This window comes from Saccharothrix sp. AJ9571, from assembly GCF_021725495.1.
GTDB classification, from domain to species: domain Bacteria; phylum Actinomycetota; class Actinomycetes; order Mycobacteriales; family Pseudonocardiaceae; genus Amycolatopsis; species Amycolatopsis magusensis.
Genome location: NZ_CP091382.1, coordinates 3857501 through 3874148 on the forward strand (window position 1 = coordinate 3857501; position 16648 = coordinate 3874148).

General features: G+C 67.4%; 14 protein-coding genes and 2 rRNA genes (1 of these 16 only partly in view). 14 read left to right on the forward strand and 2 right to left on the reverse strand.

All coding sequences use genetic code 11. The features are described 5' to 3' along the window. From L3Q67_RS17500 to L3Q67_RS17530, 7 genes are all read left to right on the forward strand, one after another. Positions 1 to 2455: ribosomal RNA gene (locus L3Q67_RS17500) — 23S ribosomal RNA — on the forward strand (it extends 661 nt beyond the left edge of the window). An 81-nt stretch (positions 2456 to 2536) separates the two neighbouring features. Then, positions 2537 to 2653 (forward strand): 5S ribosomal RNA (gene rrf, locus L3Q67_RS17505). 117 nt (positions 2654 to 2770) lie between these two features. Further along, positions 2771 to 3622 carry a GNAT family N-acetyltransferase gene (locus L3Q67_RS17510; protein ID WP_499190506.1) on the forward strand — a complete coding sequence of 284 codons (852 nt, stop codon included), beginning with the start codon at positions 2771 to 2773 and terminating at the stop codon, positions 3620 to 3622. A gap of 26 nt (positions 3623 to 3648) precedes the next feature. Continuing rightward, positions 3649 to 4404 (forward strand): type 1 glutamine amidotransferase, encoded by a 756-nt coding sequence (locus L3Q67_RS17515; protein ID WP_499190507.1) that lies wholly within the window; start codon positions 3649 to 3651, stop codon positions 4402 to 4404. Between the two features lie 95 nt (positions 4405 to 4499). Then, positions 4500 to 5630, forward strand: a complete 1131-nt coding sequence (locus L3Q67_RS17520) for an inorganic phosphate transporter (protein ID WP_499190508.1) — start codon at positions 4500 to 4502, stop codon at positions 5628 to 5630. 37 nt (positions 5631 to 5667) lie between these two features. Next, on the forward strand, positions 5668 to 8628 hold the full coding sequence (locus L3Q67_RS17525; RefSeq protein ID WP_499190509.1) for a bifunctional glutamine-synthetase adenylyltransferase/deadenyltransferase: 2961 nt from the start codon (positions 5668 to 5670) through the stop codon (positions 8626 to 8628). 23 nt (positions 8629 to 8651) lie between these two features. After that, the gene (locus L3Q67_RS17530) at positions 8652 to 9083 is read left to right on the forward strand and encodes an acyl-CoA thioesterase (RefSeq protein ID WP_499190510.1); all 432 of its coding nucleotides are present in this window, start codon (positions 8652 to 8654) and stop codon (positions 9081 to 9083) included. Positions 9084 to 9151: 68 nt separating this feature from the next. On the opposite strand, the gene glnA is transcribed toward L3Q67_RS17530, so the two are convergent. After that, positions 9152 to 10576 (reverse strand): type I glutamate--ammonia ligase, encoded by a 1425-nt coding sequence (gene glnA / locus L3Q67_RS17535; RefSeq protein WP_209670595.1) that lies wholly within the window; start codon positions 10574 to 10576, stop codon positions 9152 to 9154. 236 nt (positions 10577 to 10812) lie between these two features. On the opposite strand from glnA, the gene L3Q67_RS17540 reads away from it, so the two are divergent. Further along, on the forward strand, positions 10813 to 11298 hold the full coding sequence (locus L3Q67_RS17540) for an RDD family protein (protein WP_499190511.1): 486 nt from the start codon (positions 10813 to 10815) through the stop codon (positions 11296 to 11298). Between the two features lie 66 nt (positions 11299 to 11364). Here L3Q67_RS17540 and L3Q67_RS17545 read toward each other — a convergent pair whose 3' ends face one another. After that, positions 11365 to 12093: a DUF4191 domain-containing protein gene (locus L3Q67_RS17545; RefSeq protein ID WP_499190512.1), complete on the reverse strand. Its 729-nt coding sequence runs from the start codon at positions 12091 to 12093 to the stop codon at positions 11365 to 11367. A gap of 51 nt (positions 12094 to 12144) precedes the next feature. Here L3Q67_RS17545 and L3Q67_RS17550 point away from each other — a divergent pair, with 51 nt between their 5' ends. The 6 genes from L3Q67_RS17550 to L3Q67_RS17575 all read left to right on the forward strand — a co-directional run bounded on the left by L3Q67_RS17550 (position 12145) and on the right by L3Q67_RS17575 (position 16648). After that, positions 12145 to 14229 carry an ATP-dependent DNA helicase UvrD2 gene (locus L3Q67_RS17550; RefSeq protein ID WP_499190513.1) on the forward strand — a complete coding sequence of 695 codons (2085 nt, stop codon included), beginning with the start codon at positions 12145 to 12147 and terminating at the stop codon, positions 14227 to 14229. Positions 14230 to 14439: 210 nt separating this feature from the next. Further along, positions 14440 to 14739, forward strand: coding sequence for a hypothetical protein (locus tag L3Q67_RS17555; RefSeq protein WP_499190514.1), 300 nt, complete (start codon positions 14440 to 14442; stop codon positions 14737 to 14739). 116 nt (positions 14740 to 14855) lie between these two features. Then, positions 14856 to 15224 carry a WhiB family transcriptional regulator gene (locus tag L3Q67_RS17560; RefSeq protein WP_209670584.1) on the forward strand — a complete coding sequence of 123 codons (369 nt, stop codon included), beginning with the start codon at positions 14856 to 14858 and terminating at the stop codon, positions 15222 to 15224. Continuing rightward, positions 15221 to 15487, forward strand: coding sequence for a hypothetical protein (locus L3Q67_RS17565; protein ID WP_499190515.1), 267 nt, complete (start codon positions 15221 to 15223; stop codon positions 15485 to 15487). Before L3Q67_RS17560 ends, L3Q67_RS17565 begins: the two co-directional genes overlap by 4 nt. A gap of 91 nt (positions 15488 to 15578) precedes the next feature. Beyond that, a complete protein-coding gene (locus L3Q67_RS17570; RefSeq protein WP_499190516.1) occupies positions 15579 to 16472 on the forward strand; it encodes a class I SAM-dependent methyltransferase in 894 nt (297 codons plus the stop codon). Continuing rightward, the gene (locus tag L3Q67_RS17575; protein ID WP_499190517.1) at positions 16469 to 16648 is read left to right on the forward strand and encodes a hypothetical protein; all 180 of its coding nucleotides are present in this window, start codon (positions 16469 to 16471) and stop codon (positions 16646 to 16648) included. The genes L3Q67_RS17570 and L3Q67_RS17575 overlap by 4 nt, the downstream gene beginning before the upstream one ends.

Consider the following 16648-nt stretch of genomic DNA (forward strand, 5'->3'; position numbering starts at 1 on the left):
CGAGTTAGTGCTGCGTGGCGAGGTTAACCCGTGTGGGGTAGCCGTAGCGAAAGCGAGTCTGAATAGGGCGTTTGAGTCGCGTGGTCTAGACCCGAAGCGGAGTGATCTACCCATGGCCAGGGTGAAGCGCCGGTAAGACGGTGTGGAGGCCCGAACCCACTTAGGTTGAAAACTGAGGGGATGAGCTGTGGGTAGGGGTGAAAGGCCAATCAAACTCCGTGATAGCTGGTTCTCCCCGAAATGCATTTAGGTGCAGCGTCGCATGTTTCCCATCCGGGGTAGAGCTACTGGATGGCCTAGGGGCCTTACCGGGTTACCGAAGTCAACCAAACTCCGAATACGGGTGGGTGAGAGTGCGGCAGTGAGACGGCGGGGGATAAGCTTCGTCGTCGAGAGGGAAACAGCCCAGAACACCAGCTAAGGCCCCTAAGTGTGTGCTCAGTGGGAAAGGATGTGGGATTGCCCAGACAACCAGGAGGTTGGCTTAGAAGCAGCCACCCTTGAAAGAGTGCGTAATAGCTCACTGGTCAAGTGGTCCTGCGCCGACAATGTAGCGGGGCTTAAGCACACCGCCGAAGCTGTGTCATTGACACATTCGATCCGCTCAGCCTTTCGGGGTTGTGTGTAGTCGTGTTGATGGGTAGGGGAGCGTCCTGCATCCAGGGAAGCCGCGGTGTAAACCAGCGGTGGAGGGTGTGGGAGTGAGAATGCAGGCATGAGTAGCGAATGCAGAGTGAGAAACTCTGCCGCCGGATGACCAAGGGTTCCTGGGCCAGGCTAATCCGCCCAGGGTAAGTCGGGACCTAAGGCGAGGCCGACAGGCGTAGTCGATGGACAACGGGTTGATATTCCCGTACCCGAGCACGTGCGTCCCTGATGAGGCAGTTGATACTAACCACCCAAAGCGCATGGTGAAGTCTTCGGATGGATCTGTGTTGTGGAGCGTGGGGCCTGATTCTGTAGTAGTCAAGTGATGGGGTGACGCAGGAAGGTAGCTCCGCCAGTGAATGGTAGTACTGGTGTAAGCGTGTAGGCCGTCATGTAGGTAAATCCGCATGGCATATAGGCTGAGACGTGATGCGTAGCCGATTGAGGTGAAGTAGAGTGATCCTATGCTGCCGAGAAAAGCCTCTAGCGAGTGCGTGCACGGCCCGTACCCCAAACCAACACAGGTGGTCAGGTAGAGAATACCAAGGCGATCGGGTGAACTGTGGTTAAGGAACTCGGCAAAATGCCCCCGTAACTTCGGGAGAAGGGGGGCCAAACATCCTGAAGTCCTTGACGGACTAGGGGTGGGTGGCCGCAGAGACCAGCGGAAAGCGACTGTTTACTAAAAACACAGGTCCGTGCGAAGAAGTAATTCGATGTATACGGACTGACGCCTGCCCGGTGCTGGAACGTTAAGAGGACCGGTTAATCCCTTCGGGGGTGAAGCTGAGAATTTAAGCGCCAGTAAACGGCGGTGGTAACTATAACCATCCTAAGGTAGCGAAATTCCTTGTCGGGTAAGTTCCGACCTGCACGAATGGCGTAACGACTTTCCGGCTGTCTCAACCACAGGCCCGGCGAAATTGCAGTACGAGTAAAGATGCTCGTTACGCGCGGCAGGACGGAAAGACCCCGGGACCTTTACTATAGTTTGGTATTGGTTTTCGGTTCGGTTTGTGTAGGATAGGTGGGAGACTGTGAAGTGCTCACGCTAGTGGGTGTGGAGTCGTTGTTGAAATACCACTCTGACCGGATTGGGAATCTGAACCTACGCCCATGATCTGGGTGAGGGACAGTGCCTGATGGGTAGTTTAACTGGGGCGGTTGCCTCCCAAAGAGTAACGGAGGCGCCCAAAGGTTCCCTCAGCCTGGTTGGCAATCAGGTGTTGAGTGTAAGTGCACAAGGGAGCTTGACTGTGAGACTGACAGGTCGAGCAGGGACGAAAGTCGGGACTAGTGATCCGGCACCACCTGGTGGAAGGGGTGTCGCTCAACGGATAAAAGGTACCCCGGGGATAACAGGCTGATCTTGCCCAAGAGTCCATATCGACGGCATGGTTTGGCACCTCGATGTCGGCTCGTCGCATCCTGGGGCCGGAGTAGGTCCCAAGGGTTGGGCTGTTCGCCCATTAAAGCGGCACGCGAGCTGGGTTTAGAACGTCGTGAGACAGTTCGGTCCCTATCCGCCGCGCGCGTAGGATACTTGCGGAAGGCTGTCCCTAGTACGAGAGGACCGGGACGGACGAACCTCTGGTATGCCAGTTGTCACGCCAGTGGCATGGCTGGTTAGCTACGTTCGGAAGGGATAACCGCTGAAGGCATCTAAGCGGGAAGCCTGTTCCTAGATGAGGTATCCCACCCCTTTGTGGGTTAAGGCCCCCAAAAGACGATTGGGTTGATAGGCCAGAAATGGAAGCGCAGTAATGTGTGGAGTTGACTGGTACTAATAGGCCGAGGACTTGCCTACAAAGACGCTTCGCATCCACTCTACGGCTCTGAAACACCACATCAGAGACGTCAATGTCACCGGTTGGTTGTTTCGTAGTGTTTCGGTGGTTATAGCGGCGGGGAAACGCCCGGTCCCATTCCGAACCCGGAAGCTAAGCCTGCCAGCGCCGATGGTACTGCACTCGAAGGGGTGTGGGAGAGTAGGACGCCGCCGAACTCAACGTGAAACAGAGCGGGGCTCTGGACCAGAAATGGTCCGGAGCCCCGCTTTTTCGTGTGCCCGCACGGTGGTATTTCGCTGGCACCGGCCCGGCCCCGCTGTCACAGTGGCGAGGTGGAAGCCCGAGTTCATGCCAGTTTCGAGACGTTCGCCGAGCCGGCCGCCGCGGTCTTCGGGGCCGATCCGGTTCGGCACACCGGTGCGCTGTCCGCCGTCGCGAGCGCACGCAACCGCCGCCAGGCCGAGGCGATGGTGTCCGTGCACGACGGCGACCGGCTGCACGGCGCGTTCATCGCCGACCGCGGCTGGCCCGCCATGGTCAGTGGACTGCCCGCCGATGCGGCACAGCTCGTCGCCGACGCGCTCGTCGACGCAGGTGCCAAGCTTCCCGGCGCGTCCGGTCCGGAGCCCGAGGTCGAGGCGTTCGGTCAGGCGTGGACCGGGAACATCGGCGTCACGCCGGAGTACGGCTTCCGCCAGCGGGTCTACGAACTCGGTACGCTCGTCGCCCCGAAGGGCGTCCGCGGTGAGTTCCGCCAGGCGGATGCCGACGACACCGATGTCCTCCTGCGCTGGCGGGCCGAGTTCCTGGCGGAAGCCGTCACCTACGTCCCACCGGAGCAGAACCCCGCGCAAGCGCTTGCCAACCAGTTGGCGGGCGGCAGTGTCTTCGGGCTGTGGTGCGTGGACGGCGAGCCCGTCTCGATGGCTTTCGCTCGGGTCCCGGAGGCGGGCATGAGCAGGATCGGCTTCGTCTACACCCCGCCGGACCAGCGTGGTCACGGCTACGCAGCCGGTGTCACGGCCGGGATTTCCCAGTGGGCGCTGCAAGCGGGCATCAAGCACGTCACCCTGTTCACCGACGACGCGAACCCCGTCAGCAATCGCATCTACCAGCGGCTCGGCTACGAGTACGTGCTCAGCTACCTCGAGGTGAAGTTCATCGGGGAACCGCTTCGGCACTGACCGGGCGCTGGCCTACCTTGGTAGGTATGGAACCGACGCGTTTGCTGGTCATTCAGCCCGACGAGTCAGACCCCGCCGGCCCCCTCGGCGACTGGCTCACCGGCGCGGGCGCCGAACTGGACGTCCGGCTGCCGCCGCGTGACTCGCTGCCGGAGAACCTGGACGGTTACCAGGGCTTGGTCGTGCTCGGTGGTGGCATGGACGCCGAGGACGATCGGAACCACCCGTGGCTCGCTGAGGTGCGCCGGCTGCTCGCGGCCGCGACCGGCACCCGCCTGCCGACGCTCGCCATCTGCCTCGGCGCCCAGCTGCTCACGGTGGCCACCGGCGGCACGGTCGGCCGCGCCGAGCGCGGACCGGAGGTCGGTGCCCGGCTGGTGTCCAAGAAGGACGTCGCCTGGACCGATCCGCTGTTCGCCGACCTGCCGCTGATGCAGGACGTCATGCAGTTCCACCAGGACGACATCCGGCGACTGCCGCCGGGTGCGGAACTCCTCGCTTCGGCGCCGTGGCACGAGAACCAGGCATTTCGGTTGAACCAGTGCATTTACGGCATCCAGTTCCACATCGAGACCACGCCCGAGGTGGTGCTCGACTGGGCGCGCGCCGAACCGGACCTCGCGGCGCTGGCCCGAGAGGGTGCTTTCGACACCGAGGCACTCACCCGGGTGCACGCCGACATCGCCGAAACGTGGCGGCCCTTCGCGCAGCGGTTCGTCCGTCTGGCCCAAGGTCAGTTGACACCGGCGGCAGCGCCGACCCGGACGTTGCCCCTGGTATAAGACAGGGTTGCGGCCAGGTATCCGGCAGCTTAACGGCAAAAGTCCGACGTCAGGTACGTTGCGCAGGTAAGCCGTAACCGTGGTCGGAGGTCGGGGTGGACCCCTCGCTGCTCATCATCGTCGTGGTAGTCACGGCGTTGGTCTTCGATTTCACCAACGGGTTCCACGACACAGCGAACGCCATGGCGACCACCATCGCCACCGGCGCGCTCCGGCCCAAAACCGCCGTCGCGCTGTCCGCCGTGCTGAACCTCGCCGGTGCTTTCCTTTCCGTCGAAGTCGCGAAGACGATTTCGAGTGGACTGGTGGACGAGACCAGAATCGGGCCGGAGATCATCTTCGGCGGGTTGATCGGAGCCATCGTCTGGAATCTGGTGACCTGGTTCGCCGGGTTGCCGTCGAGTTCGTCGCACGCGCTCTTCGGCGGGCTGATCGGCGCGACCTGGGTGTCCGTCGGCACGGACGGAGTCCGGTTCGGACGGATACTTGAGAGGGTCGTACTGCCCGCCGTGGCCTCGCCGGTGATCGCGGGCCTCATCGCGGCTCTCGCGACCTGGCTCGTGTACCGGTGGCTGCGGGGACGCAGCGGCGGTTCCGGATTCCGCATTGGACAGATCTTCTCGGCGTCCGCGGTGTCACTCGCCCACGGCACGAACGACGCGCAGAAGACGATGGGCATCATCACGCTGACCCTGGTCAGCGCGGGCAGCCTGGCCCCGGGATCGGCGCCGCCGACCTGGGTGATCATCAGCGCGGCACTGGCGCTCGCGCTCGGCACCTACCTCGGTGGCTGGCGGATCACCTACACCCTGGGCAAGGGCCTGACCGACATCGAGCCGCCGCAGGGCTTCACCGCGCAGACCAGTTCGGCCGCGGTCATCCTGACCTCGTCGCACTTCGGCTTCCCGCTGTCGACGACGCACGTCTGCTCGGGTGGCGTGCTGGGCTCCGGCGTCGGGCGGCGTGGTGCTCCCGTCCGCTGGCGGCTCGCGGGCCGGATGGTGCTCGCCTGGATGCTCACCCTGCCGGCCGCCGGGATCGTGGGCGCGATCGCGGGCAAGATCTCCTCGCTCGGCACCGCGGGCACCATCAGCGTCGGTGTCGCCGGGGTGCTGATCGGCCTCGGTATCTACCTGCTGTCCCGTCGCAAGCCGATCACCGCCCACAGCTTCCACGTCCCGGAGCCCACGCCCGCCGACCTCACCCCGGACCGCCTCCCCGCCTGACCGGCGAGCGGCGCCGGAGGCGCTACGGTTGGGGGCGATGGCAGACCGATCCCGATCGAAAGCGTCCGTCGCGCGGTTCGGCTTCACCGACGACCGCGCCGAGGAGCAGCTGAGTGCTGTCGGCCTGTGGTCCGAAACGGGCCCGGCCGAGGGCGCGGACGGCGTGCTCCTCGCCTTGTCGCGCGGACCCGACGCCGACCTCGCCGTGCACGGCCTCGACCGCCTCCGCGAGGCCGACGAACGTGCCTGGCCGGAGTTGGCCGACGCCCTGCGCGAGAACGCGTTCCTTCGCGGGCGGCTGCTCGCCGTGCTCGGCACCTCGAGCGCATTGGCCGATTTCCTCGTCGGCGCGCCCGACCAGTGGCGACGGCTCACCAAGCGGAAACTCACCGCGCAGGAGCAGTACACCGAGGAACTGGTCGCAGCGGTCGAAGGGCTGGAGGGCACCGAGGCGGAGCAGGCGCTGCGCGCCGGCTACCGCGGTCTGCTGCTGGAGATCGCCGCGGCCGACCTCGGGCACATCGTCGATCCGGAAGTCGGCGAGTCCACCTACACCGAGATCACCCACCGGCTGACCGCGCTCGCCGAAGCCGCGCTCCGCGCCGGGCTGGTCGTCGCCGAGGCCGAGACGAACGGGCCCGAGCGGGCCAAGCTCGCGGTCATCGCGATGGGCAAGTGCGGTGGCCGGGAACTCAACTACGTCAGCGACGTCGACGTGGTCTTCGTCGGTGACGGCGACCTCCAGGTCGCCACCCGCATCGCCAGCAAGATGATGGGCGTCGTCGGCAAGGCCTGCTTCGAGGTCGACGCCGCCCTGCGCCCGGAAGGCAAGGCGGGCGCGCTCGTCCGCACCCTCGAGGGGCACGACGCCTACTACAAGAAGTGGGCGCGGACCTGGGAGTTCCAGGCGTTGCTCAAGGCTCGGCCGGTCGCCGGTGACGAGGAGCTCGGCGGGCAGTACTGCGAGCTGATCGCGCCGATGGTGTGGGCCGCAGCGGAACGGGAGAACTTCGTCGGCGACGTGCAGCGCATGCGCCGCCGGGTCGAAGGACATGTCCCTTCCGAACTGGTCGAGCGCGAGCTGAAACTCGGCCGCGGCGGTCTCCGCGACGTGGAGTTCGCCGTGCAACTGCTGCAACTCGTCCACGGCCGGGTCGATCCCGACCTGCGCTCGTCGTCCACTTTGGAGGCTCTGGCGGCGCTCGGCGAGAGCGGGTACGTCGGCCGGGCGGACGCGGCCGAGCTGGAGGGCTCGTATGAGTTCCTGCGGTCCATCGAGCACCGGCTGCAGCTGCGTCGGTTGCGCCGGACGCACCTGTTCCCCGACACCTCGGAGACCACCGAACTGCGCTGGCTGGCCCGCGCGAGCGGAATCCGCCCGTCACGGGGTCGCTCGGAAGCCGAGGCGCTGGTCGCCGAGTTCAAGCGGCACGGTCAGCGCATCCGGCGGCTGCACGAAAAGCTGTTCTACCGGCCGCTGCTGGAGTCGGTGGCCAGGGTGCCGACCGGCGCGCTGCGGCTGACCACCAAGGAAGCGTCGAGCAGGCTCAACGCGCTCGGGTACGCCGCGCCGGACGGCGCGCTGCAGCACATCAAGGCGCTGACGTCGGGGATGTCCCGCCGCGCGTCGATCCAGCAGGCGTTGCTGCCCGTGCTGCTCGACCTCCTGGCCGACACCCCGGATCCGGACGGCGGGCTGCTCGCGTACCGGAAGGTGTCCGAAGCGCTCGCGGAAACGCCCTGGTACCTGCGGGTGCTGCGGGACGAGGGCGCGGTCGTCGAACGGCTGGCGTTCCTGCTCGGCATGTCGAAGCTGGTGCCGGATCTACTGGTCCGTGCGCCGGAGGTGCTCCAGCTGCTCGGCGCGCCGGATCGGCTCGCCGGGCGTTCGCCGCGTGAGGTCGCGACTTCGTTGCGGGCGGCCGTGCGGCGGCAGCCGGGTCTCAACGCCGCGGTCACCACGGCGCGTTCGCTTCGACGGCACGAGTTGTTGCGCGTGGCCAGCGCCGACCTGCTCGGCCTGATGGACGTGGTCGGCGTCTGCGAGGCATTGTCCAGCGTGTGGGCGGCGGTTCTGCAGGGCACGCTCGCCGCCGCGATCCGGAAACGGGTCGCCGAGCTGGGTGCGGAACCCGCCGCGATCGCGGTCATCGGCATGGGCAGGCTCGGCGGTTCCGAGCTGGGTTACGGCTCGGACGCCGATGTGCTGTTCGTGTGCGAGCCGGTCGGTGGAGCGTCCGACGCCGAAGCGGTGAAGTTCGCGTCGTCGGTCGCCGAAACCGTCCGAAAGGTGCTCGGCGCGCCGAGTTCGGACCCGGCTCTCGAGGTCGACACGAACCTGCGGCCGGAGGGGCGGAACGGACCGCTGGTCCGGACGCTCGAGTCCTACCGGGCGTACTACGCGCGCTGGGCCGAGGTGTGGGAGGCGCAGGCGCTGCTGCGAGCCCGGTTCGTCGCCGGGGACGCCGACCTCGGCGAACGGTTCATCGCGGCGATCGACCCGGTGCGGTACCCGGCGGACGGCCTGGACTCCGGACGCGCTCGCGAGGTGCGCCGGATCAAGGCGCGGGTCGACACCGAACGCATGCCGAAGGGCGCCGACTCGACCACGCACACCAAGCTCGGGCGCGGTGGGCTCGCGGACGTCGAGTGGACGGCCCAGCTCGCGCAGCTGCGGTACGCGCACCGGTTCCCCGCGCTGCGCACCACGTCGACCGTCGAGGCGTTGCGGGCCATGGCGCACGCGGAGCTGGCCTCGGAAGGGGACATCGAATCGCTGGTCGAAGCGTGGATGCTGGCGACGCGGGTGCGGAACGCCGGCATGCTGGTGCGCGGCAAGGCCGTGGACCAGATCCCGGGCTCCGGCCGTGAACTGGCCGCGGTCGCGATGGTCTTCGAATACTCGGCGGACGACGACCCCGGCGAATTCCTCGACTTCTACCGCCGCACCACCCGCCGGGCCCACGCCGTCGTCGAACGCCTCTTCTACGACGACTGACGCGGCCTGCTTACAGTGTGGTCGTGACCGAGCACGAGAAATTCCACGTCCGGATCAAGGTGCGGCACTACGAGCTGGACACCCTGGGCCACCTCAACCACGCCGTCTACCACTCCTACGGCGAGGTCGCGCGGCTCGAGCTGATGGAACGGGCAGGCCTGCTCAGTTCCGGCATGCGTGAGCTCAAGCTCGCGGCGGTCCTGCTCGAATCGCACATCGTCTTCCGCCGCGAACTGCGTGCGGGCGACGAGGTCGACGTGACCTGCGAGGTCAAGTTCGGCAGCGGCAAGACCTTCCACATGGACTCGAACATCACCAAGGCGGACGGCACGCTCGCCGCCGAGATCACCTGCACGCTGGGGTTGATGGACCTCGAGCGCCGGAAGCTGGTCGAGGACCCGCGTGGCCGCCTGGAGCGGGCGGACATGGACATGGACGTGCTGCTCGGGGCCTGAAACGTGAAACACCGGCGGTGAGAGTGGATGACACCCTCACCGCCGGTGCGGACTTTGGCCAGCCGGGCTTACACGTCGTAGTAGAGCGAGAACTCGTACGGGTGCGGCCGCAGGCGCAGCGGGTCGATCTCGTGCTCACGCTTGTAGGAGATCCAGGTGTCGATCACGTCGGAGGTGAAGACACCGCCCTCGAGCAGGTAATCGTGGTCGGCCTCGAGGGTGTCGAGCACGGTGCCCAGGTCGCCGGGGACCAGCTTGACGTCCTTGGCCTCCTCCGGCGGGAGCTCGTAGAGGTCCTTGTCGATGGGGTCCGGCGGCTCGATCTTGTTCTTGATGCCGTCGAGACCGGCCATCATCATCGCCGCGAAGGCCAGGTACGGGTTGCCCGAGGAGTCCGGGCAGCGGAACTCGGCGCGCTTGGCCTTCGGGTTGTTGCCGGTGATCGGGATCCGGACGCAGGCGGAGCGGTTGCGCTGCGAGTACACCAGGCTGACCGGCGCCTCGAAGCCCGGCACCAGGCGGTGGTAGGAGTTCACCGTCGGGTTGGTGAAGGCCAGCAGGCTCGGGGCGTGCGTGAGCAGGCCGCCGATGTAGTGGCGCGCGGTGTCCGACAGGCCGGCGTAACCGGACTCGTCATGGAACAGCGGCGCGCCGTCCTTCCACAGCGACTGGTGGCAGTGCATGCCGGAGCCGTTGTCACCGAAGAGGGGCTTCGGCATGAAGGTGGCGGTCTTGCCCGCCTCCCACACCGTGTTCTTCACGATGTACTTGAACAACTGCAGGTCGTCCGCGGCGTGCAGCAGCGAGTTGAACTTGTAGTTGATCTCGGACTGGCCCGCGGTGCCCACCTCGTGGTGCGCGCGCTCGATCTCGAAACCGGAGCCGGTGAGCTTCTGGACGATCTCGTCACGCAGGTCGGCGAAGTGGTCGACCGGCGGGACGGGGAAGTAGCCGCCCTTGAACTTGGTCTTGTAGCCGCGGTTGCCGCCCTCTTCCTCGGCACCGGTGTTCCACCAGCCCTCGACCGAGTCGATCTCGTGGAACGAGCCGTTCTCCGCCGAGTCGAAGCGGATCGAGTCGAAGATGTAGAACTCGGCTTCCGCACCGAAGAAGACGGTGTCGGCCACGCCGGACTCGGCGATGTACTGCTCGGCCTTGCGCGCGATGTTGCGCGGGTCGCGGCTGTAGGGCTCGCGGGTGAACGGGTCGTGCACGAAGAAGTTGACCGACAGCGTCTTGTGCTTGCGGAACGGGTCGATCCGCGCGGTCGCCGCGTCGGGCAGAAGCAGCATGTCGGACTCGTGGATCGACTGGAAACCGCGCACCGACGAGCCGTCGAAGGCGAGGCCCTCCTCGAAGGCGTCGTTGTCGAACGCCTTCGCCGGCACGGTGAAGTGCTGCATCACGCCGGGCAGGTCGCAGAACCTGACGTCGACGAACTGCACGTCCTCGTCGGCGATCAGGCGCTGGATATCGTCTGGAGTAGTGGACACCCTCGGTAACTCCTTCATATTCTCGTTGCCGGCGGCCGTGCCTTTGTCGCCGCACCGCGTTCAGAGCGTGATGACGCGGGTGTCGGTTACCCCGCGCGTTACTCTCTTCGGCTCACGCTAAAAGCGCGGTGTTGCCCGACCGTCACCCGTATGTTTCGCCGGTGTTAACGGGTGGGGCGATATCGGATAGTCGACCAGGGCGGACGTGGTGTGCGCCACCGGCATACCCTGGACGGGTGGCGAGATGGACCGGAGAGTGGCTGCCCGGAGCCCGCGAGGCGGGCGCGAGCGCGGACGGCGAGAGCCAGCGCTGGCGTGGTGAGCGGCTCGGCCTGCCGGAGAGCGGGCCCGGTTCGATCGCCACGGGCGGTCGCCGCCTGCTCGGCCTTGGCCTCGATCTGGTGCTCGCTTCGCTGGTCACCTCGGTGTTCGTCCAGCCGCGGTTCGACCAGCCCGAGGTGATGGAGTCCTACAACCTGTGGAGCGTGCTGGTCTGGGCGCTGATCACCATGGTCCCGGTCTCGTTCTTCGGGTTCACCCCGGGCATGGGGATCGTCGGCATCCGGGTGGCCCGGCTGGACGGCGCGTCGATGGTGGGCCTGTGGCGCGCGATCGTCCGCGGCCTGCTGACCTTCATCATCGTGCCGGCGGCGTTGCGCAACGTCGACGGCCGCAGCCTGCTGGACCGCGCGACCGGCACCGTCGTGCTGCGTCTTCGCTAGCACCTGCACTACGAGAAAGAGCCCCCGCCGGGATCGGCAGGGGCTCTTCTGTTGTCCGGGGCCGGGTCAGCGGCGGCGGATCGTGCGCTGCACGTTGCGCATCTTGGCGCCCTGCGGCATCGGGCCCTTCGGCAGGGCGGCGCCGCGGTTGCCGAGCGCGGCCAGCTTGGCTTCCAGCGCGTCGACCTGGGCGGGCTTGAGGTTCCGCGGGAGCTTCATCAGGTGGTTCTGCAGCTTGCGCAGCGGGACCTGGTTCTCTTCGTGGCCGATGACGATGTCGTAGATCGGGGTCTCGCCGACCAGTCGCGACACGCGCTTCTTCTCCTGGGCGAGCAGGCCCTTCACCCGGTGGGGGGCACCTTCGGCGACGAGCACCACGCCAGGGCCGCCGAGCACGCGGTGCACGGCGTCGAGCTGGGTGGTCGCGGCGACGGTCTGCGTCACGCGCCACCGGCCGCGGAGGTTGTCCAGCGCCCACGCCGCCGCGCCCGGCTGGCCGTCGGCCTTGGTGTAGACGGTCTTCTGCACGCGCCTGCCGAAGATGATGACCGCGGCGAGCACGCCCAGCATGATGCCGATGGGCAGCAGGACCCACTGCAGGTCCAGCAGGAAGCCGATGCCGAAGACGACGCCGGTGACGACCAGGATCGCGCCGACCATCCACGGGATGAGCGCCTTGTCCTCGCGGCGCTGCATCTTGAACGCCTCGAAGATCTGCCCGCGCCGAGCCTTGCTCGCCGCGCGCTTTTCCTTCTTCGCCTGCTTGGCGGCTTCCTTGTCCAGCTTTCCGGCCATATACGCCAGGATACGGGCAGGCCCGGGAAGAGCATCTGCGAGGATGCGGGAGTGGGTAGCGCATCCGTCTCCGAAGCCAAGCCAGGCCTGCTCGACGGGCTCGACCCCGAACAACGCGCTGCCGCCGGGGCGCCACGCGGTCCCGTCTGCGTGCTCGCCGGGGCCGGGACGGGCAAGACCCGCACGATCACGCACCGTATCGCTCACCTGGTCCGATCCGGTCATGTGGCTGCTGGGCAGGTACTCGCTGTCACCTTCACCAACCGCGCCGCGGGTGAACTCCGGGCTCGCCTGCGTGGGCTCGGGGTCGAAGGCGCGCAGGCTCGTACGTTCCACGCCGCCGCGCTGCGCCAGCTGCGGTACTTCTGGCCGCGGGTCGTGGGTGGCCCGCAGTGGGACCTGATCGACAACAACAAGCTGCGGCTGATCGGCCAGGCGGCCAACCGCGCCGGACTGGGTACCGAGATCGAGGTGCTGCGGGACCTGGCCAGCGAGATCGAATGGGCCAAGGCGTCGCTCGTCATGGCCGACGACTACCCGGCCGTCGTCACCCGCCTCCGCCGCGACACGCCCGAGCCCGCCGACCGGATCGCGCAGGTTTATCGCGGGTACGAGGAACTCAAGAACAACGCGCGGATGCTCGACTTCGACGATCTGCTGCTCCACACCATCGCCGCGCTCGAGGAACACAGCGCGGTCGCCGAGGAGTTCCGCGACCGGTACCGCTGCTTCGTGGTCGACGAGTACCAGGACGTGACGCCGTTGCAGCAGCGGCTGGTCGACGCCTGGCTCGGCGGCCGCGACGACCTGACCGTCGTCGGCGACGCGAACCAGACCATCTATTCCTTCGGCGGTGCGTCACCCCGGCCGTTGCTCGAGTTCACCCGGCGCTTCCCGGAAGCCACCGTCGTACGGCTCGAGCGCGACTATCGGTCGACGCCACAGGTGGTGGCGCTGGCGAACAAGGTCATCGGCGCCGCGCGCAACCGACCCGCCGGCTCGCGGCTGCGGTTGATCGGCCAGCGGCCCGACGGCCCGGAGCCGCGATTCGCCGAATATGAGGATGAGACGACCGAGTCCACCTCGGTCGCGGCCCGGGTGCAGGACCTGCTCGAACTCGGCGTGCCCGCGAGCGAGATCGCGATCCTCTACCGCGTGAACGCCCAGTCGGAGGCGTACGAACAGGCGCTGGCCGAGCTGAACATCCCGTACCTGGTCCGCGGTGGCGAGCGTTTCTTCCAGCGGAAGGAAATCCGCCAGGCGGTGATCTCCCTGCGGAGCGCGGCGGCGGCCGGGCAGCGGGGGGAGTTCGTCGACTCGGTGCGCGCGGTGCTGGCCCCGATCGGCCTGACCGAACAGCCACCCGCGGGCGGCGGCGCGGCCAAGGAACGCTGGGACGCGCTGCTCGCCCTGGTCGAACTGGCCGAAGAACTCGCCGCGACGGTGGAAGGTGCTGACCTCAACCGGTTCGTCGTGGAACTGGAGCAGCGGGCCGCCGCCCAGCACCCGCCGACCGTAGAGGGCGTAACGCTGGCTTCGCTCCACGCGGCGAAGGGCCTCGAATGGGACGCGGTGTTCCTGGTCGGTCTCGCCGAGGGAACGCTGCCGATCCAGCACGCGGACGGCGACGACAACGCGATCGAAGAGGAACGGCGCCTTTTCTACGTCGGGGTGACGCGTGCCCGTGAGCACCTGTCGCTGACCTGGTCGCTGTTCCGCAGCGGGCGAAACCGGCGGCGCAGCCGGTTCCTTTACGGTCTGCTGCCCGAAAACCACCCGGCCGCGCGGGTCGCCCGGAGTGCGCAGGTGCGTTCTTCCGGTCAACGGCAGGCATGCCGGATCTGCTCGGGTCCGCTGACCGGAACCATGGCCATCAAGCTGGGGCGGTGCGATCGCTGTCCGTCCACCGTGGACGAACACGTGCTGGACCGGCTGCGTTCGTGGCGCGGAAATCGGTCGCGCGAACTCAAGGTCCCTGCTTTCGTGGTGTTCACCGATGCCACGCTGGTCGCCATCGCCGAGCAGTGCCCGGTCGACGAGAGCTCGCTCGTGTCGATCTCCGGCATCGGCCAGACCAAGCTCGAGCGGTTCGGCGCGGAGATCCTCGCGGTGGTCCGCGAAGCCGTCGGCTCGTAGCCGCACCGGCGCGCTCGGTCACCACTGGATTTTCGGCGAAAGCCCAGTTCAGCGGCCTTTTTCAGCGGTTCGGGGAGTTTTCCCGAAAATAAGTTGCCCCGGCCACCCCATGGGCAATAACCTGCTTGTACCCGGGTGAAGCAACCCGGAAGAACCGGCTTGCCGAGCTTGGCCTCGAGCGCCGCGATGGGGATGGGAGGTGTCTGGGACGTGAAGATTTTCTACTTGAACGGTAACCCTGGCACAACCCTGTCCTGCGCCGCCGCCGGCCGGGATATGCGTGCGCGCCGGGGGACCGGTATGTCCTGGGCCGCTCAGCACCTCTCGCACGCCGCCGCTGTGGAACGTCAGTTCCGCGGCCGCCGCGCCGCCGAGTTCGCCGCTGAAGTCGGCGTCGGGAATGTGATCCCGATGCCGCTGCCGACCTATGTCCTGCCGACCGTTGCCGCGCGCGGCGTCAAGCAGATCCAGCTGTGTGTTCCGCCTCCCCTCTTAGAGCGAGGTCCCTGACAGTCCCGTCAGGATCAGGCTCACGAAGGCCGCGGAACCGTACATCGGATCCGCGGCCTTCGTGTTTTTCATGTCCAAAACAACCAAAAAATCCTTACGACACAAGGAGAACGGGAATGTCTTCGGCACTCGCCTTCGCGGAGGCGCTGACCGACGAGTACGGAGTCGGTGACCTGCTGGACGCCGTTGCCTCGCCAGAGCGGGAGCTGCCCTGCCGCTCCGGCGACGCGGACCTGTGGTTCGCGGAGGCCCCGGCCGAACTCGAGCGCGCCAAGGTGCTCTGCGTGGACTGCCCGGTCCGCGCGGCCTGCCTGGCGGGCGCACTGGCCCGGCGCGAGCCCTGGGGGGTCTGGGGCGGCGAGATCTTCGAGCGCGGCGCGGTAGTCGCGCGCAAGCGGCCCCGTGGCCGCCCGAGGAAGAACCCCGTCGAGGCCCAGTCCTCGGCCGCCGAGAAGCCGATGCGCCAGGAGATCGAGGCGGCATGACCGACACCGGCCCGCTGACCGACCTGACCGGTCGGCACGACCACACCAACGACGACACGGAGTTCGGCCGACCGAGCCCCGCGCCGACCATGATCAAGGAGATCACCGAAATGTTGCTCTACGAAGAGCTGGCCAGAGCCCGAATACAGGACCTGCACGTCACCGCGCGCGGTGACCGGACGTGGCGCCACGCCCGTCCGTCGCTCCGGAACGGACGCCTCGGCCGCTGGATCGCCAGGCAGACGAGCCGGTCCGCGCGGTAACCCGACCGGTGTGCGACCGGTGCCCACCGACGGGTGGGGAAGCGGCTCGGGGGCCGTTTCCCCACCCGCGGTTGCGTGTTAGATGGGGAGCATGGCTTCCGGACACCAGCACGGCCACGGGCACGGGCACACCCACGACGACATGGACTGGGCGGCGCGGGCGGATCGGCTGAAGGTGGCCGACCGTCTCGCCGCCGAGGCCTACGCCGAGGTCGCGGCGCGGTTCGCCGGCGCACTGCCCGCCGGCCCGACCGTGCTGGACATCGGCCCCGGCGCCGGTGGGATGAGCGCCGCCTTCGCCACCGAACTGCGCAACCGCGGCGGCGGCACCCTGGTGCTGGTCGATGCCGTACCGGAGTTGCTGTCGCTGGCCGAAGCCACCGCCAAGGAGCACGGCGGTGACGCGGTCACCGTCCGGACCGTGCTCGGGGACGCCGCCGAAGTCGACTTCAGCGAGTACCGCGCCGATCTGGTGTGGGCTTCATTCGTGGTGCACCACCTCCCGGATCAACAGGCCGCCCTCGACCGGCTCGCCACCGCGCTCCGGCCCGGCGGCGTGCTCGCGATCGGCGAAGGTGGGCTCGAGCCGCAGAACCTGCCTTGGGACCTCGGGGTTGGCAGGCCCGGACTCGAGCACCGCCTGCACGCCGTGCGCGCCGACTGGTTCGCCGCCCTGCGTTCCGGAATGGACGGGGTGGTCCGGATGCCCTACGGCTGGGGCGCCGCGCTGACCCGAGCCGGGCTGGCGGACGTCGGCAGGTTCAGCTACCTGGTGGACAAGCCTGTCCCGCCGCGATCCGAGGTCGCCGCCTACGTGATCGACCGAATCCGGTTCATGGCCGAAATCGCCGGCGACGACCTCGACGAGTCGGATCGGGACGCCATCGCCCGGCTGCTCGACGCCGATGGGCCGGACTACGTGGGCGCGCGCGACGACTTGTACGTCCTGGACACCCGCACCGTGCACCACGGGCGCGCCACGTGAGTGCCGACGAGGTGGTCGCCTGCTCTCGCTGCGGTGCCCGGCGCGGCGCCGACCCGGCGGAGGCACTGACCTGGTCGACCCAGGTGGACCGGGGCGTTCGACGGTGGTTGTGCCCGGACTGCTCGCGAAATCACGTCCGCGACATCGAGGGCAAACTGCCCGGCGAGTACTGGTAA

Coding starts and splice junctions, on each gene's coding strand:
- L3Q67_RS17515 (WP_499190507.1), top strand. CDS start 3,649: ATGGAACCGACGCGTTTGCTGGTCATTCAGCCCGACGAGTCAGACCCC.
- L3Q67_RS17525 (WP_499190509.1), top strand. CDS start 5,668: ATGGCAGACCGATCCCGATCGAAAGCGTCCGTCGCGCGGTTCGGCTTC.
- L3Q67_RS17545 (WP_499190512.1), bottom strand. CDS start 12,093: ATGGCCGGAAAGCTGGACAAGGAAGCCGCCAAGCAGGCGAAGAAGGAA.
- L3Q67_RS17560 (WP_209670584.1), top strand. CDS start 14,856: ATGTCTTCGGCACTCGCCTTCGCGGAGGCGCTGACCGACGAGTACGGA.
- L3Q67_RS17565 (WP_499190515.1), top strand. CDS start 15,221: ATGACCGACACCGGCCCGCTGACCGACCTGACCGGTCGGCACGACCAC.
- L3Q67_RS17570 (WP_499190516.1), top strand. CDS start 15,579: ATGGCTTCCGGACACCAGCACGGCCACGGGCACGGGCACACCCACGAC.